The following is a 21,944-nucleotide window of genomic DNA, read 5'->3' as shown; positions in this document are numbered from 1 at the left end:
ACTCGAAACAGCGAAGAGCCACATTTATATTTATAAATGAGTCGGGAGTCAGGAAACAACTGAAAAATCATAAATAAGATGAGAGGATTAACTTTTTTCCACATCGGACTTCGAATTTTGCCGTTTTACTCTAATTTATATAGTAACAGTGCCAAATATAGGAGCAGTGCAAACAGGCTAACTATTCCGTAATATCTTGCAAAGCCTGGTTTACCCTGAATGTTTTTTTGTTCAGTTTGTGGTTCTTCAGGTTCTTTATTTACTGTATTGTTTTTATTAATTGTTCCAGTATTTGATTTAGTCTGTATTTCTGTTACAGTTTCTTCAGATGATTTTTCCACTGTGCCCGTTACTGCAAATGAAGAGAATCCTGAAATTTTGGCTGTAAAATACAGGAATTTGTCATCTTCTCCTGACAGGCTTATTGGTAATTGCTTCCATTTCTTGTCGCTATACCTTTTGAGAGTGATTGAAGCCTGATTAATTTTTTTATCCTGCACCCAGGCTTTTTCAACCTTGAAACAAATGACTGGGTTTTCTATGTTCTTTGAGGTTACAATCCCGCCGTTTCCGACCCAGATGTTGAAGGATTTGTATACCTCTCCAGAAGGCAGTTCGGAAACCAGAGAGGATTTTCCTTTTAGCATCTCGGCAATGGTTGTGGTTTTGCCGAAAGTCCTCTTTGCATCAAAGCTCACATATACGACGCAGGTTGCGTTCTTTGTGAAATCAAACTGTACATTTTTTCCGCTTGTAATGAACGCCTGTGAAAGTTCCTTTACTTCAACGTTTTTTGCAGGCTCGGGAGAACCTCCTCCACCTCCACCACTGCTTCCGCTGCGGTGGCTGCTTCCTCCACTACTGCCACCATTTGAGCTGCTTTGTTGTGTAACAGTTATTGTAGTAGTTTTTGTTGGGGAAGTGCCGTTTTCATTTATCGCGGTTAAGCTAACCGTATAAGTTCCTGTTGCAGAGTAAATATACGTTGGATTCTGCTCGGTTGAAGTACTTCCATCTCCAAAGTCCCAGTTCCATTTTGTTGCGTATTGCGACATGTCAGTAAACTGGACAGCAAGAGGAGCATAGCCGCTCGTAGGATTGGCGTTAAAATTTGCAACCGGGGGGATTACTGTTGGTACAGGTAGTACTGGATCTAATACTGTTATTGTAGCAGGTTTTGAATCTGTACCATTTGCATTGATTGCTGTCAGGTTAACAGTGTAGTTTCCTGCTGCAGAATATGTATGTTTTGGATTCTGATCATTTGAAGTATTTCCATCTCCAAAGTCCCATTTCCATTTTGTTGCGTATTGCGACATGTCAGTAAACTGGACGGAAAGAGGAGCATAGCCGCTCTTAGGATTGGCGTTAAAGTTTGCAACCGGGATTACTGTTGGTACAGGTAGTACTGGATCTAATACTGTTATTGTAGCAAGTTTTGAATCTGTATCATTTGCATTGATCGCTGTCAGGTTAATAGTGTAGTTTCCTGCTGCATAGTAAGTATACTTTGGATTCTGATCAGTTGAAGTATTTCCATCTCCAAAGTCCCAGTTCCATTTTGTTGCATTTTGCGACATGTCAGTAAACTGGACGGAAAGAGGAGCATAGCCGCTCGTAGGATTGGCGTTAAAATTTGCAACCGGGATTACTGTTGGTACAGGTAGTACTGGATCTAATACTGTTATTGTAGCAGGTTTTGAATCTGTACCATTTGCATTGATCGCTGTCAGGTTAACAGTATAGTTTCCTGCTGTATAGTAAGTATGCTTTGGATTCTGATCATTTGAAGTATTTTCATCTCCAAAGTCCCAGTTCCATTCTGTTGCATTTTGCGACATGTCAGTAAACTGGACAGCAAGAGGCGCATAGCCGCTCGTAGGATTGGCGTTAAAGTTTGCAACAATATCAGCCGCTGCCCCGATTCCGGAGCTTAATGTAAATATTAAAAAAGTTAATAATAAACGTTTTATTCTGTTTATGTCTTATTCCTCCGTACATAAAGAATTTACAGTCGCACTGCCTAAGATAATTTATAAATTCTAAGCGAATCTTTATAAATTTATTGATCCAGTAACAGTTATACAAAAGAAGCTCTTAAAACAGCAAATCAAAATCCAGTTAATAATACCTCTAAAAATCAAACTTATGTTCTAAAATAGGAATTACGCGATTGAACTGAGAAATCAATAGCATTAAGCCTTCAACTGTCTAAAACACCAATCCAATCACAAAGCCGATTGTATTCGATTTTGTGCCTCAAGTGCTCAAATCCTAAATATTTTAAAAAATCAATTTTTTATACACTATGTTATCGATTTTGGAATAAATTTAGTCCCAAATTTCAAACAGTAAAATTAAAAACGATACCTTGTTCCAACTCACATCAATGAGTATCATGGTGCTTTTTTTCTTAACTCTCAGACAAGCGTTTTAACCCCCTTTTATCATTAATTGGGATAAGCGGAGGTTTAATAGATAAACACCAGAGGAGGATTTTCTGTCGTCCTAAATAAATTTTGTGCTTTTTAATTGAGTAAAATTAGTTTTTAGACAAAAATGTGGTGTATTTCTAATGGGGGAATTAAAATTAATCCTTTTTTCCAAGAATAAAGCGTTTAAATAACTAGTTATCTCAAACAATTTTTAAGGTCCCTAGAGAAAAATACTTTCAGCCTATTAGGCTATGATTAATAACGGTCGAAGTAGTTTACAAGTTCCAGAGTAATTTTTGGAATGAAGGAAATAAACTAGAGGAGGATATACCAGAAGAGAATACACTTAAAGAGAACCCAGTACAAGAGAATGCCCTATAGAGATATCATATTATTTACAAAAGGAGAACTAAAATGAGATTTATATGTCCACTTATTGTTGTAAATGATATAGAGACTTCCAGAAGTTTTTATGAAAACGTCCTTAATCAAAAGGTACAGTGCGATTTCGGTGAGAACGTCTCATTCGAGGGCGGCTTTGCTATACACTTGAAATCACATTTTTCAAATTTAGTAAATATAAACAAAAATGATATCGTTCAAAAATCAAATAATTCTGAGCTCTATTTTGAAGAAGACGATTTAGATAGTTTCCTTAAAAAGCTGAAAGGTGTGGATTCCATTGAGTACGTACACGAATTAAGAGAGCAGCCCTGGGGACAGCGGGTTATCAGATTTTACGATCCTGATATGCACATCATTGAGGTTGGTGAACCCATGGAAAGAGTAGTAAAAAGATTCTTAAATGAAGGCTTATCAATTGAAGAAACCGTAAAACGCACCTTAATGCCAGAGGAATTTGTCAGACAATATTTATAGACAAGATGAGATTCTATAGAGACTTAATTCTATAGAGACTTAATAGAGACTCAATAAATACTTGGTTTAATCTAACTTTCCATCATCTTCTCGGAGTTCAGGCGACAGATAACTCTATTGGAAGCTATTATTCAAACAGCCTAAATTTAGCAAAAGTTATTATAGGTTTTGATGAATACCTTCTTTAAACCTTTAATAATCCATTCCTGTTAATCTTTTTACAATATTGGAGAAGTAGTACTTTTCCCGGTTAATCTGAATTCAAATACTAGCTTTCGAAATATTAAAAACATAAGTTTATCCTGACTGACTTTAATTAGGTTTGAATAATCTTCAAATAAGTCTGTATTGTTTTCAGATTAAGTTCGCACAATAATTTGTACTAATTGAGTTTATTCACAGGTTTTTAGGAAGGAATTAAAAATGGCTCTGAAACCCAGAATTACAGAATCCCCTCAGGTTCGTTTGATTGACCTTAAGTCAAAGCCTTTCTTTATTGTAGCTTCTGTAGAGGTCGGAAATACCACAACCAAATGTATTCTTACAGCTACCAGTATGGAGACTGGAAGGACCCACATTATAAATAAAGTCGTGCGGATGACAAGAGATGTCCGCCCTCCTAAACCCGGAGAAGAAGTATTTGGAAAGACCCTTACGGGTGTGGAACTTACTCGTGAATCCGTTGCAGACCTGGTACGTGGCACCCTGACCGAATCAATGGAAAAAGCAAATCTAAACATAAAAACCGATCTGGACTTCGTGGTTCGTTCCACTGGTGTTGTTGCAGGTTTTGAATCTCCGGAAGAAGTGGGTGAATTTATCAAAGCTCTCGCAGATGGCTGCCTTATGGCAGGAGTTCCCCCAAAGAATATGACGCCCCCTATGTCTATTTCAAATATACCCCAAAAATTCCAGAAGTACAGTAAACTTGAAAAGGTAATTTTTGATGGGGCTGTAGCCGGAGTATTGCCTCCTATAGGTTCTTCTGGCGTTGAGGTCGTTGCAAACGAAATGGAAGGGGAGCTTGCAACCGCAGGGATTAAGGAAGCAGCCAAATTTACAGATGTTGATTTCAGAAATCCCTGTATTTCAATTGATTTCGGGACAACCCTTGATGGCAGGATAACAAATTCAGATCAGCCGTATGCAAAAACAGTGGGTAACTTCTGCGGCTATGCTGGGGCAATTCCTGATGCAATTATCCGGGGTTCGAAAATCGTAGACCCAAAAGTAGGAACTGCCCTTGAAGTTTTTGAAAAAGAGAAACCTCCTTCTTTTCTTACTTTAAAGATGAAGGCTAAAGCGATTGAGGCGTATAAAAAACGCATTCATGAACTTATTATTATAGAACAGGTTCCAAGGGACAGAAAGAGATACGGAAGCGTGCCTGTAAGACCTGATGCAGCTGAGCAGATAGGCGTAACACTTATAGGTTGCGACGTAGGAGTAAACGGTTCCGATATGGGCAAGCTTAGTGCTATAGGCATGGAAATCTGTAAGACTCACGGACTTCAGGTTGTTTATGCTGTCATTGATGAGGTTATGGCGGGTGTGGTTTGCAGGTTAATCAAGGTTGCAACAGAATCGGGGCTCGTTTTTGAGGATACAACTATAGGAATCACTGGAAGGGCAGGAATTACAGGGAACAAACCTAAATTGATCCTGAAATGCTTGGAAGAGCTGAATCTTGCTCCAAAAATCGATGAAAGAGTAGTCTTTGTAGATGATGGACTTGCCAGAGGCGCAGCCGTGATGGCTCGGTGTATGAATTCTCTGGGCTCGCCGCAAAACCCTCTAGGCGGCAGGCACGGTGGAAAATGTATTCTTGCACACAGGATAAAATTACAGGAAAAGTGACCTCAATAGAGGGAAATGATCTCAAATTACGGGAAAAATGATCTCAAAATGCCGGTAATTCCAAAAATATCTATAACGTGGAAAAAATCGAAATATTAAAAGAGAAGGCTTTTAAAATGCAGGAAGAGGAATTAACCTCCTGCTCCTCCTCCACCGGCTTTTTCTAGGTTGAAGCCCTGCATCGTTTCTCTCTCTTTTCTGAATCTTTCTTCCAGTTCCTCGGCTGTGAATTCCCTTTCTTCTTTCTTTTCTTTAGCTTTAAGCTCAGTTGGTTCCAGGGTTTCTTCCCTGTACCAGAGCTCTGTACTTTCGAGCAGAACCCATATCTTTCCTTGCTCGTCCTTTTTGATCTCAGTTACGCGGCTGACCGTATCACTGTTTACGTATTTGACGGTATCTCCCGCTTTGATGGGTTTCTTATTTCGTCCTACTGCTGTGATTACTTCAGCATCAGCCATGCTCTCACCTCGAAGGCTTCCAGGACGCTGGCACTTCAGGCCCTGCAAAAGTCCCTTTTATATTTAACTACTTATAGGTTGTTCAGGCCCTCTAATAAAGTTTATGTGGGTTGAGCTTTTTGGAGGCTCTGGTATAATTTTTTAGAAAAAGATTTTTATTAAAAAGCGACGTGGAAACTGTTTTGGATTGAACCTTTGGAGGCCTCTGTGGAGCAGAATTTTTTCCAGAGACTTCCAGAGTTCGAAAAAGTATAAAATTAGTCTATTTATATTCTTCTAGCTATTTAACTATGATTAATTTCCGACCTGAGATCTCCCATCAGGGCAACTCTTTCGGCATAAGCATTGTGCCTGTGAATGCTTTCCTCATTGGTTTGCTTGATGGTGATCACTGCATTATCAGGGAGGTTCGGAAACTCTTTTACTATATTATCTGCCATGGTTCTTACACAGTCTTCCACAAATTTCGGATTTCTATGCGCAGTTTCCACAACTACTTTTTCGTCTGAGCGTTTCAGGACCTCATATACGCTGGAACTCATGGAGTGATCAATAATGCTGATGATGCTTTCGAGGGAAACATCAAAATCATGTGCTACCTTGATTGATATAACTCCTCTTCCTCGCTGGTTATGGGTAGCCATGGGAACTCTTTCTAGGAATTTTATTATCGTGTCCCTCTCAACTCCAAGTTCGGCAAGCTCATTTGCAGCTTTATCTCGCATAATTTCCTGAGCACATGGGCAGGCTGTCATTCCTACAACTTCGGCACCTATTAGTTTCTTTACATCAAAATAGTCATCATTGCCCTGTCCCCTTACAGCCGATGCTTCAGCAAATATATTTACGACCTCCTGGCATTTGATTCCGGTGGCAGGGGAAGCACGCCTGATCATATATTCGCTTGTCATCCGGACTTCTGCCTGGTTGGCATATTCATGTCTGCCAAGCAAGTTATGTGCAATATCGCTGCAAAGCTGCTCAATCTCGTATACGGGCATACTGAGTATTTTTTCCAGCACCTCGTCTACAGCTTCAAAATTTCGGGAGAGGTTCGCTCCCTTCCGATCGGAGGGTAAGTCAACAAAAACGTCAAAAGTTGATATCAGCACGATAGGACGTTTGTCTTTTCGCTTGATTTCAACAAGTTTTTTCACATTTGTTACCCCGACACGGGTAAGGTTTATAGCTATGCTTGGTTTGCTGGCCTGGACGTCCGGGAGGTTGAAAGTGCAATGTTCCATAATTAACCAGATCCGTGAAAAGATGAGTGTTTGATTTTGTGAAATGAGTCCTGATAAATAAGTAATTTTATTCCATTTGGAAAAATATAATGATCATAAGGAGTTATAGCATGTAAAGTTTGTGCTTTTCAGCTTCTTTTTCCAAAAGTACAACAAGACTCACGTTTCCAAAATTGTCCAAAACCCATTTCCTGAAACTTATTTTGGACTACATTTTTAACAAGATATAATTATTTAAATATTTCCCAATTTACTAACAAGATGGAAAAATTTAGTTTATATATCCTTTGCAAATTGAGGCTAATTTTTCATAAACCAATAACTATAGGCAACATCCTGAAGAAAGATTTTATATACTTTAAAACGTAATCAGTGTCTAGCAATACATTTGCGAGGTGACCTTTATGTCCAACACAAGAAATTTTGTTTTACGAGACGAAGAAGGCAATGAGCACGGAGTTTTCACTGGAAAACAGCCTCGGCAGGCTGCCCTGAAAGCTGCAAACCGGGGCGCCGGGACTAAATCCAAACCGGATATCATCCGCCTCAGAGAACGCGGGACAAAGAAGGTGCACGTTTTCAAGGCATGGAAGGAGCTTGTCGAAGCCCCTAAAAACAGGCCTAACTGGATGCCTGAGAAAATCAGCAAGCCCTTTGTCAAGAAAGAAAAAATAGAAAAAATTGAATAAACCTGATAAACTAATTTCTCTCACATGCCCTGAAAATAGGGTTCTTTCTTTTTCTTTAATATCCAGATAAGGAATTAGCCTGGGTTGGTCTTTGATTTTTATTACTATCCGGGCTGGCTTATTTCCAACACTTTCTCAAAATTAATAATTTCATCTTTATTTTTTATATGCCTCCTCTATTTTTCAACAGAGTCTTTAACGATAAGTTTAAAAATAGATTCTCTGATTCCTACATCATGGAACTGAAGAGAGAGAACGTGCTCATTGAAGCCCTGCCCTATATGCAGGAGTTCTATGACTCAATTATGGTTATAAAAGTGGGCGGAAATGCAATGGTTAGCGCCCAGATCATGGAGGATATTATAAAAGATGTTGTGCTCCTGCGCTATGTGGGAATCAAACCCGTTATTGTACACGGGGGTGGACCTGAGATTACGGAAAAAATGGAGCGGATGGGCAAGAAAGCTGAGTTTTTCCAGGGCTTACGTATTACAGACGACGAGACAATGGAGATTGCCAGGATGGTGCTTGTCGGGAATATCAATACCAAAATTGTATCCCTTATCGGAGTTTGTGGAGGAAAAGGTATTGGACTTACCGGTCACGACGGAAGAATGATCCTTGGTCATAAGCAGGCTGCAAAGAAGGTAGTAGTTAACGGTATTGAGACTGAAGTTGATATTGGCTGGGTTGGGGAGTGTGAGGTAATTAATCCTGATGTTCTCCATATCGTGCTTGAAAATGGATACATTCCGGTCATTTCCCCTATTGCTGTAGATGCGAAAGGCAATGCCCTGAATATTAATGCCGATATAGTGGCAGGCGACATTGCTTCAGCTGTGCATGCTAAAAAGCTTATTCTGATGACTGATGTATCAGGGTTGCTTAGAGATATAAATGATCCCGGTAGCCATATATCCCGTGTAACTCTGGACGAAATGGATAATCTTATCGATGAAGGCGTTATACAGGGAGGTATGATCCCAAAACTCAAAGGCGCAGCAGTTGCAGTAAAAAACGGGGTTGAAAGGGCTCATATAATAAATGGAAGCGTTTCTCACTCCATGCTTCTTGAACTCTTTACTGATCAAGGAATCGGAACCATGGTCTGCAAGCTGGAAAAATCAAAAGATTAATAATAAACGGCCCTGGAGCTTTATAACTAACCCTAATTTTTGGTTAATTTTTATTAAGATGGTTTAAGAGGTATTTATGAATCTATTTATCAGGCCTGTTAGGTAAGTGATGCTCAGGACATCAATGAGATGCGAAGGCAAAAAGAGTGGGCACACCCTTTCCCTTCCTACCGAAAAGATTGACTTTACAGAAGGATTCCTGGGGAGTATGGGCGGCGATGACCATGTACTTGTGTCTGAACTGGAAGGAAAAGTTGTCGGAATGGTAGAGTTACATTTTTTAAAGAGCGCCAGGCAGAAACATTCAGCATTCCTTGGAATTATGGTAAGGACTGAATATCAGGGCCAGGGTATTGGGAAGAACTTAATGAAAAAAACATTCTAGACCCTGCAGATAACTGGCTTATGCTGGTAAGAATTGAGCTTGATGTTACTGCAGGCAATAAAAAAGCTATCAAGTCTTTACCAGTCTTTTGGTTTTGAGATCGAAGGGACGAAGAGGTACGCAATAATGGAAGGATTGGGAATATGCCGACCTTCTCATGATGGCCAGGTACAACATCCCACTTAGTTCAAATAAAAAGTTCAAATAAAAAGAGTTTTTTACGGTTTTCAATCTAAAATAGGTGTTCCGTAGGTAAAGTCTTCAAGTTCCAGGACTTTCCTCCAGAGTTCTTTGCATTCACAGTCTATTCTACTGAGATCTTCCGGGTTCTGAGTGAGTGAAAAAGTCCTGAGAGAGTCTGCAACGTCTGAGCTGCAGATTTTACAATTGTGAGGGCCGCGTTTTGAGCCTGCACCGACCGGGTCTGACATAAGAGGGAGGTCTGGATGAGCAGCTTTTGCCCTTTGCAGGATTTCTACAATACTCCAGAGCCATGGAGGGCGGTATTGTCCTTTTTCCCAGAGAGCTTCGACAAGAGTACCTTTCTGGACATTACAGAGATTGATCGAGATTGTATCAGCGTAAGGGGCTGCATCATCTATGGAACGGATGATATCCTCAAGGGCCTGGCGTTCGGAGAGAAAGAGAGGTTTTAGCATCAGGTAGGCTTTAACAGTTGTCCCGTTTTTTCTTGCGATTTCTGAAGCACGGACAAAATCTCTGAAGGTAAAACCTTTATTAATAGAGTCCCTACGGATCCTGTCCGAGCTTGTTTCCAGCCCGAAAGCCAGCTCAAAGGGCTTATTTTTCAGGATCTTGAGACACTCCTGCACATTCTCTTCGGTTACGAAGTTAGGGCGGGTTTCTGCAAGTACCTTAACTACCCTGGGATCGTCTGCGAGAGTTTTAAGGATTACATCTCTTGCCTCAGAAGGGACTTCCAGCTCGTCAAGAAAACTGCCTGAGGTGAAAATTTTTACCATAAACTCAGGGAATTTTTCAGCTTTCTTCATTGCTCTTGCAAGCTGGGCCTTGTAATCCTCCAGAGTTGGGGGTTCACTTGCGCAGTCATATACATAACCGCACATAGTACACCCTCCGGCTTTTCCCCAGCGGCACCCTGCGCTCTTGAAGATTACAGTTAAAGTCTTTACCTGATTTCCATTTACTAGATCAACTCCTGTCCAGCTTGCTGCAGGTTCATTGGTAGGAGAAGGTCTAACTTTAATCCGCTGCCGGATTTCCATTACTGCTTTATTCAGGGTCATGGGCGTAAAAACTCGCTTTGTGGCTTACTTCATAATTTGTAAAAAAGATTTGAAGCTGGAAAACAGCTTCTTATTCGTTCCTTATGTGCTGTACTTTTTCTTGTATTCGTGCTTTATTTCTCTACTCTTTCTTATTATAGTCTATAAACCTTAATTTATTTAAGTGGCCTGTATTCACTCAAACTCGATTGTTGCAGGCGGCTTGGGTGTGATATCATAAACTACCCTAGCTACTTTCGGAATTTCAGAGGTGATTCTGGATTCCAGTTTTTTGAGTACATCCCAGGGAAGCTCGAGCGCTTCTGCAGTCATTCCATCTCTGGAGCCTACAGCCCTTACAGCTATGATCCAGCCGTAAGCCCGGATATCTCCCTTTACGCCTGTCCCCTTGCCAAGCACAGCAGCAAAGGTCTGCCAGGGGCAGAACCTCTCAAGAAGCTCTTCTTCTACTATAAAGTTTGCTTCCCGTACAACCTCAAGTTTCTCCTCTGTAACTTCTCCAAGAATCCGCACAGCCAGGCCAGGTCCGGGGAAAGGCATCCTTTCACAGATTTCGTCAGGTAGCTGGAGCGCCCAGGCAATTTCCCGAACTTCGTCTTTGTAAAGATCCTCAATAGGTTCAACGATCTTCTTAAAGTCCATTACGCTGGGAAGCCCTCCAACATTGTGGTGGGATTTGATTCCGCCTTCGGATTCGATCCTGTCAGGATAAATCGTGCCCTGGATAAGATAATCGGCTGTAAGTTTCCTTGCCTCTTCCTCAAAGACCCGGATGAAAGTCTCACCTATAGCCTTCCTTTTCTCTTCAGGGTCAGTTATACCTTTCAGGGCTGCAAGGAACCTGTCTTTTGCATAAACAATGTCAAGGTTCATGTGGGCGAAAATATGCTTTATTCTCTCGGTTTCTCCTTTTCTCATGAGCCCTGTGTCAATATAGATCGGCTGCAGCCTGTCCCCTATCGCCCTATGAGCCAGCTCCGCACAAACAGAACTGTCCACGCCGCCAGAAAGTGCAATAATTGCTCTTCCGTCTTTTATTTCCTTCCTAATTTTTTCAATTGCTTTTGGAATGAATTTTTCGGTTTTTACCATTGAAATGCTCCTTAAATGATGCTAAACTGAAATCCTTTGAAAAAATGATCGTGATCAGTGAACGCTATCATAATTATCTGAATTTGATTATTTTAGTGCGATATATGAGTTTGTGCATGGGGGTTTTGATATTTAAAGGTATCATAAAAGAAGTCTTCAGATAAATGAAAGTAATTAGTTGTATTAAGATGGGACGAAATATTGAATTTATTTTTTTGCATGTGGAAGCTACAAAAGTGGAAAACAATATTTCTTTAACTTCCCATTCTAAATTTCAATTTCGTATCGTACTGCCCAGTAAACCATTGGCTGGTAAGATCACTTAAACAAAAGCTGAAACTCGCTTAGTAAAGATTTATTGAAAACCAGGTTTGGTAAGAAAAGCGAGGAAACTACACAAATAGAATTTACATACACTTTTTCTAGAAAATTAAAAATTAGAATTATATACAAAGCTTTTCCAAAAATATTCCTAATAAAATCCCGCAGGGGAATTGGTGATAGGAATGGGTAGTGAGAACTATGAGATAATCGATACGCTTGAAAACATTGCAAAGTCCCTGGAAAGCCTGGCAGAATCACAGCAAAAAATAGCTGACACTCTGGAGCGGATGGCAAAAGACAAGAAAGTTGTAGACTGAAACGGGCGAAATTTTTGGAATAAGGAAGGATATGCCCCAGGAATGGGAAAAATGCGGAAAACTGAAAACATAATTGGCTGGCAAAGCAGCATAACTGAAGAGGAAGATAAGAAGTGTCTGGGTGTAGCCACACTCCTTATCTCCCTATCTTTACCTCAAATCGAACATTAATAATGCTGACGCTACAAACCAGTAAACCACTTACTTATTGCCACTCTTCAATCCTTTTCCGACTTTTTTCCTAGTTTAGTGATTTAATCTTCCTTTCTGAATCTTTTTTTAAACTCTACTATTTGGAGAAATCTCTGATTGTATTCAGATCTTACAGCTAATACATCTGAATACTTTCACCTTGCACACCTGCAACTTAAATATGATGAGCTTAAAACATCACAGCATCAGGATTCCATACCTTATACATTTTATACTGATATCTAATTTCTCACTACACGGGAATAATCTACCATAGAGGAATAGTTTTCATAAACATAGAAAAAGTCTATTATAAAAATTGTAATATTGAGGATATGTCTGTGCATGAAATCATATTCATATCCTGATTTCCCTGGATCTTCCGGGGCTTATATTCTGGCGTGAAATTGATTCTACAGGTTAGGGGATTCGAAAACGAGTACTGAGTATGACTTCTTGAGGGCGAGTAAACGTGAGCTTGAGCCTATGCCTTCCCTGTCTGCCAGAATGCATTCAGCCCTGCACCAGTATTTTGGATACACTTCCTTTCGCCCGTTGCAGGAGGAAATTATCAGGGATGTTCTGGAGAGAAAAGACGTTTTTGTGCTCATGCCTACCGGCGGGGGTAAGTCGATATGCTACCAGCTGCCTGCCCTCCTCATGGAAGGGGTTACAATTGTTGTTTCTCCCCTGATTTCCCTGATGAAAGACCAGGTTGACGGGCTTGAAGCAAACGGGATTGCTGCAGCCTGCATGAACAGTGCCCAGAGTGCCAGAGAAAACCGGGATGTGAAGACAGCTTTTCTAGATAATCAGTTAAAAGTCCTTTATATCGCTCCAGAAAGACTAATGATGCCTGGAACCTTTGCCTTTTTAAAAAAGGGGAAGGTCAGTCTCTTTGCAATTGACGAAGCACACTGTATTTCCGAGTGGGGACATGATTTCCGGCCTGAGTACAGGAAACTAAAACTTTTGAGAGATCCTAAAACAGGCTTTCCTGATATCCCAATCATTGCGCTTACGGCAACAGCCACAGAAAGGGTTCGAGAAGACATCGTATCGCAACTCAATCTTCATCTCTCTCCGGAAAAAGGTCCTTACGTAGCCAGTTTTAACCGGAAAAACCTTTATTATGAGGTCAGGCCAAAAAAAGAAACCTTTTCCGAGATTACTGACTACCTGCGCAGGCATAGAGGTGAAGCAGGAATTATCTACTGCCAGAGTAGAAATAGTGTCGAAGCCCTTACAAAAAAGCTGAACCTTGCAGGTTTCAGGGCCCTTCCATACCATGCAGGACTTTCGGATTCAGAGAGAAATCGAAATCAGGAGATGTTCATTAAAGATGACGTGGACATCATAGTAGCTACAATTGCTTTTGGGATGGGGATTGATAAGTCCAATGTACGTTTTGTAATACACTATGACCTTCCCAGAAATCTTGAAAGTTACTATCAGGAGACCGGCAGAGGAGGAAGGGATGGAAGCCCATGCGAATGTATTCTTTTTTTCAGCAGAGGGGACCGCTTTAAGATTGAGTACTTTATTTCACAGAAGACAAATGAGAAAGAGAAGGACATTTCTCTTGTGCAATTAAGGCAAATGGTAGCTTATTGTGAGGGAAATAAATGCAGGCGCCAGACCTTGATGGAGTACTTTGGGGAGGAACTCTCAGAACCCTGCGGGAACTGTGACTGCTGCCTTACTCCGAAAGATACCTTTGACGGCACTGAAGCTACAAAAAAATTGATGACCTGCATCCAGGAACTGAACCAGCGATTTGGCACTAACTATGTTATTGATGTTCTCACAGGCTCAAAGAATAAAAAGATCCGGCAAAACCGTCATGAAAGGTTGAAAAGTCACGGCAGTGGTCGGGAATTTACAAAAGAACAATGGAGGTCATTAGCTTCCGAAATGATAAATACTGGTCTTCTGGACGTAAGCGGGGCACAGTATCCGGTATTGAAGCTGAACGCCATGAGCAGGAAGATACTGAAAGGCCTGGAACAAATAGAGCTTGTCTGCCCTGAAGGTTTTGCTCCTGAAGCTGAAGAAAGCTTGATGCCTTCTACAGCGACCAGTACAAAAGGCAAAAAAGCCGATGATCTAAGTTTCTCTGAGGAAGAGGCTTTTCCAGAAAAATTTTCAGTTGCTTCTGACATCTTGAAAGCTTCAGAGGCGAGAAAAACCGTAAAATCTGGAAAAGAGCCTGATCCGATCCTTTTTGAGCGGTTAAAAGCTCTGAGAAAGGAAATTTCTATAAAGAAAAATCTTCCTCCTTACATTGTTTTCTCTGATACCTCCCTTAAGGAAATGGCTACAAAATTCCCGCATAACTTTGAAGAGTTTCATTCCATTACAGGGGTTGGAGAACATAAACTAAAAAAATACGGGGAAGTTTTTCTCAAGGAGATTGAAAATTATTGCAGAGATTACAGTTTGGTACCCGCTGAAAAATCTGCTGAAAAACCTGAAAAATCAGAGGTTGCTTGTAAAGGCCCAGAACAAGAGGGAATAAGTTCACAAGAAATTTCTCAAACTGATGAGAGTCCAGAAGCCGAGATCGAGATGGCTGGGACTAAAATGCCCGATCCTGAGTCTGACAGCATGAACAGCTTAGAAGCTTGCGGCCTACCTACAAAAAGGGCAAAGTATCTGGATACGAGCATTCAGGACTGGTCAGAGACAACTTCTTCGGCAGAGATCTCGCCTGAGTCAAAGGCCGTAAACGTCACTAAAGCAGATCCTTTTAAATCCGATTCTTTTGAAACGGACTCTCTACAAAGAACTTTTTCCCTTTTTACGAAAGGGCTCGGAATCGATGAGATTGCTGACATCCAGGGTATGAGTATTAGAAGCATTTTCAGGCAACTTGAACAGCTCACTCTTTCTGGAAACGTCAGGGGTATTGAAGGACTTTTATCTCCCAAAAGACAACAGCAGATAAAAGATGCCCTAGAAAGCTTAGAAGTTGAGCTGGATTCCCTGCTTCGGGCAAGGTTGGGTGAGAACTGCCAGGAAGAAGAAATGAAGTTTGTCAGGGCCCTCCTTCTGTCCAGAATCTGCTTTTCCCAGTCTGAAGACGGCGAGTAAAACCATCTACTGCAAATTTAGCTGTTTTTCTTCAATTTTTATGATTTCCTGGCCTTTTTTCTCACTGCTTTTTTATTCCAACTTATTTTTTATTCTTGTTTTTAGTTTGAGTTCCTGAAAATAGGGTCACTCAATGTTTTTCCCACTTCTTCAGATTCATAATCTCAGACAGTGTCCCGCCTCTCTTGATTTCATCGAAGAGTCTTTTTTCGGTTTTATAAACTTCTTTTGCTCTTCTTGCTAGCTCGTATGCCCTCTCTACTGGAATTACCACAACACCGCTTTCATCGCCCACTATATAATCTCCTGGCTTTACGGTCTGGCCACCACAGGTAATCTCAGCATTGATTTCTCCAAAACCTTTAGGATCCCCGGCGTTAGGTACTGTATTGCTTGTATAAATCGGAAGTCCCAGGTTTTCGACTTCGTCAATATCCCTGACAGCACCCTCTATTACCACGCCTGCAATTCCCTTGTTTAAGGAACTCCAGGTTGCAAGTCCTCCCCAACAGGCAATATCCTTGTTTTCGTTGTAAATAACGATTACGTCTCCTTCTTTTGCAATATCAATTGCTTCCACGGGTTTTGCCCAGTCTCCGGGAAAAGTCTGCACGGTAACTGCAGTTCCTACCATTTTTCCTCTTACCAGAGGGTGAATGCCTTTCATTGCGCCTTTCCTGTGCATGGCATCCGAAATGTTTGAAGTGGATACTTCCTTAAGAATTGCCCTGATTTCCTGGTCTACAGTGCCGACACTGAGAATTTCCCCAGCGTCCGGGGAGTCCACACTCTGCCGGATTTTTCTAGCAGCTTCGGTTACGTTGTCAGAATGGGTGATATTCCCTCCGACAATTACAACTCTGGCTCCAGCCCTGACCGCCTGCACTGCAGTATTTGCATCAAGCCCTCCAGCGACTGCAAGCTGTACATTGACTCTCTGTGAAATCTCTCTGAGAAGTGATATGGGGTCTTTTCCCATCATCTGCTGGTCTATACCTATATGTACGTTAACATAGTCCACGCCCAGAGCCTCAAGTTCAATTACTCTTTTTACAGGGTCACTAGCCGAAATGAGGTCTGCCATCAACCTGACTCCATATTTGTGGGCTGAACGGAGTGCGTCAAGTAATGTAGAATCATCTGCGCTCCCTAGCACAATAACGACATCCGCCCCGGCTTTTGCTGCCATCTCGACTTCTATAGCGCCTGTATCTACGGTTTTCATATCTGCCAGAATTGTCCGATCTGGAAAAGCTTTCCTCATGGTGCGGATTGCGTCCATTCCCTCACTTTTGATTAGAGGAGTTCCGATTTCGATCCAGTCCGCTCCCCCTTCTATTGCCTCTTTTGCAATCTCTACCGCGCGATCCAATTCCAGAAGATCAAGTGCAACCTGAATTATGGGAACTATAGTATCACCTCAAACGGGAAACTTTTAATTTATTTTTAATTTAATTTAATTTAATTTTTAATCTATTCTTTTAATTTAATTTTCTTAATTTGATTATCTTAGATTTATTCTTTTATTTTGATTCGAATTACCTAATTTTTATATGTGAGTTTTTTATTACCTATATTTCTTTTTATTTGCGACTGTTTTTGTGTTAATGTTGTTGTTTTATATCTGACGTTCACAGATAAAGAATAAATATTGGCCAATTGTCACATCAATATGATAAATATGCAATATCTCCTAAGAAAGGACGATGAAGAAGAACCTTGGAATATGCGGGAAGAAAGCCCCTGGCAATTATATTACCGATGAGGAACGCAGGCAGCTGCTTTCGGCTCTGCATTCTCGCCTTTTCTGGGTCGGTCAGCATATCCCGGATTATGTTGAATTCGAGGGAGAAACTTATCCTCTGCACAACTATGTATGGGAATTGATTCAAAAAGACAAAATCAGTGTAGCTGAGAAATCCAGGATGGATAAATACATTGAAATTCTTTCAGCAAAGGAAATGAAGGATGAAAAGGAACTTGAAGAGAAGTCCCTTACTTCGGAAGAGGCAAGAAAACTCTATCATGAAACTGCAGGATTATTGCGTGCAATAACAGATCTGAAAGAGATCGAGAGCGGAGTCTTTAAAGAAAATACAAAACGCTTTCAAGAACAGTTCGCTAATCAGAGGGTTAAAGATGCAAGGCTCTGGCTTGAATTTATTAAAAAGGTGTCTAAGTAAAATGCCATAACTGAGATACAGTGACAGGTTTTAACTCCTTCAATACTTTTAGAAATTTCTGGAGCAAAGGTTATATCTCTGGGAACTACTTTATGAAAACAGGATGTCATTTAAGAACAGACACGTCATCTCTATGAAGGACTTTTCGCGGGAAGAAATCGATTACGTTCTAGATACGGCAGAAAAGCTTGAACCTGTAGCCAGAGGTGAAGAGAGGTCCCGGTTGCTGGATGGAAAAATAATAGCTCTTCTTTTTTTTGAACCAAGCACAAGGACGAGGCTGTCTTTTGAGGCTGCTACGCAGAGACTTGGAGGGCAGGTTCTCAACTTGGGTGCTGTGGAGGCAAGTTCAGTAATGAAAGGAGAAAATCTTGCCGATACTATCCGTGTAATCAGCAACTATGCAGACCTTATAGTGTTGCGTCATCCTCTTGACGGATCGGCACGAATGGCTGCGGAATTTGCAAGTGTACCTATAATCAATGGTGGAGACGGCTCTTTACACCATCCTACACAAACTTTCCTTGACCTTTATACTATTCGCAGGGAAAGTCATCTAGAAGGTCTGAAGATCGCTATGGCAGGAGATCTGAAATATGGAAGAACAGTCCATTCCCTATGCCATGCCCTATCTCTGTACGGAGCTGAAATTACTTTAGTTTCGCCTCCTGAACTCAGGATGCCCCAGGAGATTGTTAGGGATCTTCAAAAGAATAAGATCAAGATCAGAGAGACCGATTCTCTTGAAAAAATAATTGGTGATGTTGAAGTTCTTTATATGACAAGGGTTCAAAGGGAACGTTTCCCTGATCCTGAAGAGTATGAGAAGGTCAAAAACAGGTTGAGGGTTACAGGTGACCTGCTGAAAAATGCAGATCCGAGCCTTAAGATTCTTCATCCTCTCCCACGGGTCAACGAGATCTCCCCTGAAGTAGACTCAACGCCGTATGCATGTTATTTCGAGCAGGCTTTCTATGGGGTTCCTACGCGTATGGCACTTCTTGCTCTTGCTACGGGAGTGATTGAATGAAGGAAAAACGGGACCTGAAAATTCAGGCAATTGAAAATGGAACGGTGATCGACCATATAAAGGCTGGAGAGGCCTTGAATGTTCTGCGTATACTTGGAATTTCCAGTGCTTTTCGAGCTACTATCAGTTTTGTTATGAATGCACCTGGTGCCGCAGGCATAAAAGACGTTGTGAAGATTGAAGGCAAGGAACTCAGCGTCGAAGAGCTTAACAGGATTGCCCTTATATCTCCGAAAGCTACTATCAATATTATAAGGGATTTTGAAGTAGTTCAGAAAAATAATGTTGTACTTCCTTCTTATGTTGAAGGCGTTGTACGCTGTATCAATTCAAACTGTATTTCTAACAGCAGCGAACCCATAAAATCCAAATTTTCTGTGCTCCAGTCTGAAGAAGAAGGAGTAACTCTCCGCTGCCTGTATTGTGAACACGTAATTTCGGAAAATATAGCCGAAAATTTGCTGTAAATATATGAATTTCTGTAAGCTAAAATTAATTCTTGCTTTTATCTTGGAGTCTTCTCATAGAACTGAAGTAGCCAGGATATTAGTTTAGTATAATTCCAACATGATCCATTCGAATATGATCCTGCAGTTTTAACTGTATTAGCTTCAGGGGAAATTGCTCATGATAGAAAGAGATAATGACACGGAAGAGGCAGATAAAGAATATCTTGGTTACGAAGAGCGCAATAAGCTCCTCTGGAGTCTAAGGAGTGATTTTGCCTGGGCAGGAAAGAAAATCCCTGAAAGTGTGGAAATTGATGGACAGGAGTATAGACTTAGGGATCTGGTTCGAGAGCTGGGCGAAAAAGAATCACTCGATACCAATAAAGTTTCCGAAATCAGGGCTCTTATCCCAAAACTGAAAGAAAAGTCAAAGGTAGATGAGGAACTGCTGGAAACTGAAGAGCTTACAAAAGCAGAGGCTGAAGCCCTTTATGAAGAAGCAACTGGGCTTTTGCGGGCCTCAATGGAATTAAAAGACAAACTTGAGGGGAAAGGCGGGGAAAAAAGCGTCGATGAGTTTAAACGGATGCTCAATACCCAGAAAGTAATAGATGAAAAACGCTTTCAAGAACTTATTAAAAGTTTAAAGTAATGAGTTTGTTTGTGATTTCTCCAATAACTCCGGCTTCAGGGAATTTCAATTTCAGGATAGTTTTTCTATTTCTTCTTTATTTTCAATTTTCCACTCATTCTTATTTTTGAAGGTCGTCATAATCTCTTCTGGTTCTTCAGTATAGAATTCTAAATTTAAGTTTGAGTGCGTAGTAATTTTAAGGATCTGTTGATAAGGTACTGTGAGTTCGAAGATATAGTAAAGTACAAAGGCAAATGCAACTATCCAGAAATCTACCATAACTGAGCTGAGTATTACTAAAGCTGGAGCTGCTTCCAGCTGCAAATACCTAGTTATACTTTCTACGGTGTGAGGTAGTTGAATGCAAGGGGCAACAAGGATCAACAAACGTAGTGGCCGACGCAAAGAATTGCCTTTGTTCTTAGATGAAGTCTGCACGATATCCTCTTTCCTTAACACGAGAGACCTGAACAGATGCCTGTGAATAATTATTTTTTCAGGAGTTAACAGTACAGTAGTACGATTATAAAGGATTAAGGCCAAAAGAGCAAGATACTAGATGAAGGAGTAAAGGAGATCGAAAACAGGGTCGAGGTTAGAGATCATAGAGATGTATATCATCGCAAATAGGGTAACTAATAAAATTACATTGATTTTTACAATTCCCGCATCCTTAGAAAGGTTTGCATGCGCCTTCAAAATTTTACCTTCCTGTAAATCTAAAGGAAAAGGTGCTGGTTGGCCCTATTTTTCCAGTCCAAAACTAAAACAGCTGCCTTCCCTCCATTCTTTTTTGATTGAATCCTCCATAGGGCACCCCCCATCAATTTTCTAAAATATTTCACCAAAGCCATTTCATAAGCCTTCAAAACGTTTTTATTTCATTTTTCATCTCTTTCGTTTTTGAGGAAACTTGTAAGCTCTTCAGGTTTATCAGTAAAAAACGTAAGTTCCAGTTTTGAGTGCGTAGTGACTTTAAGAGCCCGTTGATAAGGCGTTAAGAGTTCGACGTTGTAAAATAGCACAAGAAAAATTGTTACTGTCGCGAGACGTCCCAGAAATAGACTGAAATCAACATAGTTTGAAAATGATACTTCGATATATTTAATGTATTGCAAGTTCCTTGGTATTCCTAGTATAAAGTCAAGTGGTATTGCAATAACATAAAATAACCGAATCAACCAGCGCAGGGAATGGCCTTCATTCTTTTTTACCGAAATTTGCGTAATATCTTCTTTTTCAACCACAATGGGCTTACGCATAGGTTGTTTAATTATGATTTCTCCAGGCATTACTGTGGCAGCATTAGAGCGAGTAAGAAATAATGTAAGAGGTAGAAGAAATATAATAAGTCCTGAAAATATGATTAAATAAGAGTCTTCAGAACTAAATGTCCATAAAAGCGAGGAAATTATTAATGTGATAGCAGTAACTATTAATAACCTTGACATCCACCACCAGTCAAAGAGACTAGTCTGCACCTTAAGAAATCTGCCTTCCTGCAGATCCGCGGGAGAGGAGCTCAACTGAATATTTCCATTTTCTAATTTAACGTTCGAAAAGCAACCTTCCTGTATTTCATTTTGGAAGGAGTTTTTTGTCGGGCACCATCCCATCAACTTTTTTATGTATCTGGACTCCCGGTTCATGGTTCTCTCCCCTTTTCTCCAAGGACATACAGCTTTTGATGTCCCTTTTCTCTTTTCGTATACATTTTCATATGGTTTTTCCTCTCCCAGTAAATTAGCTGGAAATAGAAGCCCCACATCAGAATCAGCGTTCCTGAAGTGAAAGAATACAATGTCTGATCGTTAAAAAGATAAGCTGCATGAGATGAGATATATGGCAAGAAAGCCATGAGCAAAGTGAAACCCAGAAATAGGAATAAGATCACACCGGCAAGCGTTTTTCTAAATGAAGGAGAAACGACAGGATTTCTTTTCACTGCATTGTACTGATGTATCTGTTTTTTCCAGCCAAGCAAATATATTGGCAAAGAAAGTAAAAGGCCTAGAAGGAAAGCCTCTTTGTTTATACCTTTTTGAAATAGGTTTATATAAACAGGAGTAAAGAAAATTGGTAACAGGAGGAGTTGGGTATCAAGTCTGGAATGCTGGCTAGGAACAGTCGGATTTTTTGCCTTTTCTCCTTCCGATTGATTGTTTGCTTCAAAATTAGCAGAGTTAATTCTGGCTCCGGTTGCAAGTGCTTTTGCATTCGGGCACCAACCCATAAACTTTTTGATCTGATCAAAAACAAAAATCTTAGCTGGCATTTAT

21 protein-coding genes are annotated in these 21,944 nt (G+C 40.5%); 12 read left to right on the top strand and 9 right to left on the bottom strand.

Annotation, left to right across the window (positions count from 1 at the left end):
* Positions 1-125 precede the first annotated feature (125 nt).
* Positions 126-1,907, bottom strand: a complete 1,782-nt coding sequence (locus BP621_RS08360) for a PKD domain-containing protein (RefSeq protein ID WP_292389208.1) — start codon at positions 1,905-1,907, stop codon at positions 126-128.
* 942 nt (positions 1,908-2,849) lie between these two features.
* On the opposite strand from BP621_RS08360, the gene BP621_RS08355 reads away from it, so the two are divergent.
* Together BP621_RS08355 and BP621_RS08350 are read left to right on the top strand one after the other, a co-directional pair.
* The gene (locus BP621_RS08355) at positions 2,850-3,314 is read left to right on the top strand and encodes a VOC family protein (RefSeq protein WP_292389104.1); all 465 of its coding nucleotides are present in this window, start codon (positions 2,850-2,852) and stop codon (positions 3,312-3,314) included.
* Between the two features lie 423 nt (positions 3,315-3,737).
* The gene (locus BP621_RS08350; RefSeq protein ID WP_292389103.1) at positions 3,738-5,171 is read left to right on the top strand and encodes a methanogenesis marker 14 protein; all 1,434 of its coding nucleotides are present in this window, start codon (positions 3,738-3,740) and stop codon (positions 5,169-5,171) included.
* Positions 5,172-5,302: 131 nt separating this feature from the next.
* On the opposite strand, the gene BP621_RS08345 is transcribed toward BP621_RS08350, so the two are convergent.
* Together BP621_RS08345 and mptA are read right to left on the bottom strand one after the other, a co-directional pair.
* Positions 5,303-5,629 (bottom strand): DUF2098 domain-containing protein, encoded by a 327-nt coding sequence (locus BP621_RS08345; RefSeq protein ID WP_292389102.1) that lies wholly within the window; start codon positions 5,627-5,629, stop codon positions 5,303-5,305.
* Positions 5,630-5,913: 284 nt separating this feature from the next.
* Positions 5,914-6,873 carry a GTP cyclohydrolase MptA gene (gene mptA, locus BP621_RS08340; RefSeq protein WP_292389101.1) on the bottom strand — a complete coding sequence of 320 codons (960 nt, stop codon included), beginning with the start codon at positions 6,871-6,873 and terminating at the stop codon, positions 5,914-5,916.
* A gap of 404 nt (positions 6,874-7,277) precedes the next feature.
* Between mptA and BP621_RS08335 the strand changes: the two genes are divergently transcribed.
* From BP621_RS08335 to BP621_RS08325, 3 genes are all read left to right on the top strand, one after another.
* Entirely contained in the window at positions 7,278-7,562 is a 285-nt protein-coding gene (locus BP621_RS08335; protein WP_292389100.1) for a non-histone chromosomal MC1 family protein, read from the top strand.
* 236 nt (positions 7,563-7,798) lie between these two features.
* Positions 7,799-8,698 carry an acetylglutamate kinase gene (argB, locus tag BP621_RS08330; protein WP_292389099.1) on the top strand — a complete coding sequence of 300 codons (900 nt, stop codon included), beginning with the start codon at positions 7,799-7,801 and terminating at the stop codon, positions 8,696-8,698.
* Positions 8,699-8,822: 124 nt separating this feature from the next.
* Positions 8,823-9,083: a GNAT family N-acetyltransferase gene (locus BP621_RS08325; protein WP_292389098.1), complete on the top strand. Its 261-nt coding sequence runs from the start codon at positions 8,823-8,825 to the stop codon at positions 9,081-9,083.
* Positions 9,084-9,310: 227 nt separating this feature from the next.
* On the opposite strand, the gene BP621_RS08320 is transcribed toward BP621_RS08325, so the two are convergent.
* The gene (locus tag BP621_RS08320) at positions 9,311-10,351 is read right to left on the bottom strand and encodes an archaeosine biosynthesis radical SAM protein RaSEA (RefSeq protein WP_292389096.1); all 1,041 of its coding nucleotides are present in this window, start codon (positions 10,349-10,351) and stop codon (positions 9,311-9,313) included.
* Positions 10,352-10,525: 174 nt separating this feature from the next.
* Entirely contained in the window at positions 10,526-11,443 is a 918-nt protein-coding gene (gene guaA, locus BP621_RS08315) for a glutamine-hydrolyzing GMP synthase (RefSeq protein ID WP_292389095.1), read from the bottom strand.
* Between the two features lie 497 nt (positions 11,444-11,940).
* Between guaA and BP621_RS08310 the strand changes: the two genes are divergently transcribed.
* Together BP621_RS08310 and recQ are read left to right on the top strand one after the other, a co-directional pair.
* Entirely contained in the window at positions 11,941-12,084 is a 144-nt protein-coding gene (locus tag BP621_RS08310) for a hypothetical protein (protein ID WP_292389093.1), read from the top strand.
* A gap of 678 nt (positions 12,085-12,762) precedes the next feature.
* Complete coding sequence (gene recQ / locus BP621_RS08305; RefSeq protein ID WP_292389206.1) at positions 12,763-15,369, top strand: DNA helicase RecQ; 2,607 nt, start codon at positions 12,763-12,765, stop codon at positions 15,367-15,369.
* Between the two features lie 130 nt (positions 15,370-15,499).
* Here recQ and hxlA read toward each other — a convergent pair whose 3' ends face one another.
* Positions 15,500-16,780 (bottom strand): 3-hexulose-6-phosphate synthase, encoded by a 1,281-nt coding sequence (gene hxlA / locus BP621_RS08300; RefSeq protein WP_292389205.1) that lies wholly within the window; start codon positions 16,778-16,780, stop codon positions 15,500-15,502.
* Positions 16,781-17,075: 295 nt separating this feature from the next.
* On the opposite strand from hxlA, the gene BP621_RS08295 reads away from it, so the two are divergent.
* From BP621_RS08295 to BP621_RS08280, 4 genes are all read left to right on the top strand, one after another.
* Positions 17,076-17,552, top strand: a complete 477-nt coding sequence (locus tag BP621_RS08295; protein WP_292389092.1) for a DUF5788 family protein — start codon at positions 17,076-17,078, stop codon at positions 17,550-17,552.
* A gap of 103 nt (positions 17,553-17,655) precedes the next feature.
* The gene (gene pyrB, locus BP621_RS08290) at positions 17,656-18,582 is read left to right on the top strand and encodes an aspartate carbamoyltransferase (RefSeq protein ID WP_292389091.1); all 927 of its coding nucleotides are present in this window, start codon (positions 17,656-17,658) and stop codon (positions 18,580-18,582) included.
* Positions 18,579-19,049, top strand: coding sequence for an aspartate carbamoyltransferase regulatory subunit (pyrI, locus tag BP621_RS08285; RefSeq protein WP_292389090.1), 471 nt, complete (start codon positions 18,579-18,581; stop codon positions 19,047-19,049). The genes pyrB and pyrI overlap by 4 nt, the downstream gene beginning before the upstream one ends.
* A gap of 160 nt (positions 19,050-19,209) precedes the next feature.
* Positions 19,210-19,683, top strand: coding sequence for a DUF5788 family protein (locus BP621_RS08280; RefSeq protein WP_292389089.1), 474 nt, complete (start codon positions 19,210-19,212; stop codon positions 19,681-19,683).
* A 51-nt stretch (positions 19,684-19,734) separates the two neighbouring features.
* Here the strand turns inward: BP621_RS08280 and BP621_RS08275 are convergent, their stop codons facing one another.
* The gene (locus tag BP621_RS08275) at positions 19,735-19,989 is read right to left on the bottom strand and encodes a hypothetical protein (protein WP_292389088.1); all 255 of its coding nucleotides are present in this window, start codon (positions 19,987-19,989) and stop codon (positions 19,735-19,737) included.
* Positions 19,990-20,026: 37 nt separating this feature from the next.
* Here BP621_RS08275 and BP621_RS08270 point away from each other — a divergent pair, with 37 nt between their 5' ends.
* Complete coding sequence (locus BP621_RS08270) at positions 20,027-20,149, top strand: hypothetical protein (protein WP_292389087.1); 123 nt, start codon at positions 20,027-20,029, stop codon at positions 20,147-20,149.
* Positions 20,150-20,546: 397 nt separating this feature from the next.
* Here BP621_RS08270 and BP621_RS08265 read toward each other — a convergent pair whose 3' ends face one another.
* Together BP621_RS08265 and BP621_RS08260 are read right to left on the bottom strand one after the other, a co-directional pair.
* On the bottom strand, positions 20,547-21,314 hold the full coding sequence (locus tag BP621_RS08265) for a DUF1673 family protein (RefSeq protein WP_292389086.1): 768 nt from the start codon (positions 21,312-21,314) through the stop codon (positions 20,547-20,549).
* Entirely contained in the window at positions 21,311-21,940 is a 630-nt protein-coding gene (locus BP621_RS08260) for a DUF1673 domain-containing protein (protein ID WP_292389085.1), read from the bottom strand. The genes BP621_RS08265 and BP621_RS08260 overlap by 4 nt, the downstream gene beginning before the upstream one ends.
* Positions 21,941-21,944 lie beyond the last annotated feature (4 nt).

Source organism: Methanosarcina sp. UBA5 (genome assembly GCF_002505485.1).
Classification (GTDB): domain Archaea; phylum Halobacteriota; class Methanosarcinia; order Methanosarcinales; family Methanosarcinaceae; genus Methanosarcina.
This window is presented reverse-complemented; position numbering and strand designations above follow the sequence as displayed.

Coding starts and splice junctions, on each gene's coding strand:
- BP621_RS08355 (WP_292389104.1), top strand. CDS start 2,850: ATGAGATTTATATGTCCACTTATTGTTGTAAATGATATAGAGACTTCC.
- BP621_RS08350 (WP_292389103.1), top strand. CDS start 3,738: ATGGCTCTGAAACCCAGAATTACAGAATCCCCTCAGGTTCGTTTGATT.
- BP621_RS08345 (WP_292389102.1), bottom strand. CDS start 5,629: ATGGCTGATGCTGAAGTAATCACAGCAGTAGGACGAAATAAGAAACCC.
- mptA (WP_292389101.1), bottom strand. CDS start 6,873: ATGGAACATTGCACTTTCAACCTCCCGGACGTCCAGGCCAGCAAACCA.
- BP621_RS08335 (WP_292389100.1), top strand. CDS start 7,278: ATGTCCAACACAAGAAATTTTGTTTTACGAGACGAAGAAGGCAATGAG.
- argB (WP_292389099.1), top strand. CDS start 7,799: ATGGAACTGAAGAGAGAGAACGTGCTCATTGAAGCCCTGCCCTATATG.
- BP621_RS08325 (WP_292389098.1), top strand. CDS start 8,823: ATGAGATGCGAAGGCAAAAAGAGTGGGCACACCCTTTCCCTTCCTACC.
- BP621_RS08320 (WP_292389096.1), bottom strand. CDS start 10,351: ATGACCCTGAATAAAGCAGTAATGGAAATCCGGCAGCGGATTAAAGTT.
- guaA (WP_292389095.1), bottom strand. CDS start 11,443: ATGGTAAAAACCGAAAAATTCATTCCAAAAGCAATTGAAAAAATTAGG.
- recQ (WP_292389206.1), top strand. CDS start 12,763: ATGCCTTCCCTGTCTGCCAGAATGCATTCAGCCCTGCACCAGTATTTT.
- BP621_RS08295 (WP_292389092.1), top strand. CDS start 17,076: ATGAAGAAGAACCTTGGAATATGCGGGAAGAAAGCCCCTGGCAATTAT.
- pyrB (WP_292389091.1), top strand. CDS start 17,656: ATGTCATTTAAGAACAGACACGTCATCTCTATGAAGGACTTTTCGCGG.
- pyrI (WP_292389090.1), top strand. CDS start 18,579: ATGAAGGAAAAACGGGACCTGAAAATTCAGGCAATTGAAAATGGAACG.
- BP621_RS08280 (WP_292389089.1), top strand. CDS start 19,210: ATGATAGAAAGAGATAATGACACGGAAGAGGCAGATAAAGAATATCTT.
- BP621_RS08270 (WP_292389087.1), top strand. CDS start 20,027: ATGCAAGGGGCAACAAGGATCAACAAACGTAGTGGCCGACGCAAAGAA.
- BP621_RS08265 (WP_292389086.1), bottom strand. CDS start 21,314: ATGAACCGGGAGTCCAGATACATAAAAAAGTTGATGGGATGGTGCCCG.
- BP621_RS08260 (WP_292389085.1), bottom strand. CDS start 21,940: ATGCCAGCTAAGATTTTTGTTTTTGATCAGATCAAAAAGTTTATGGGT.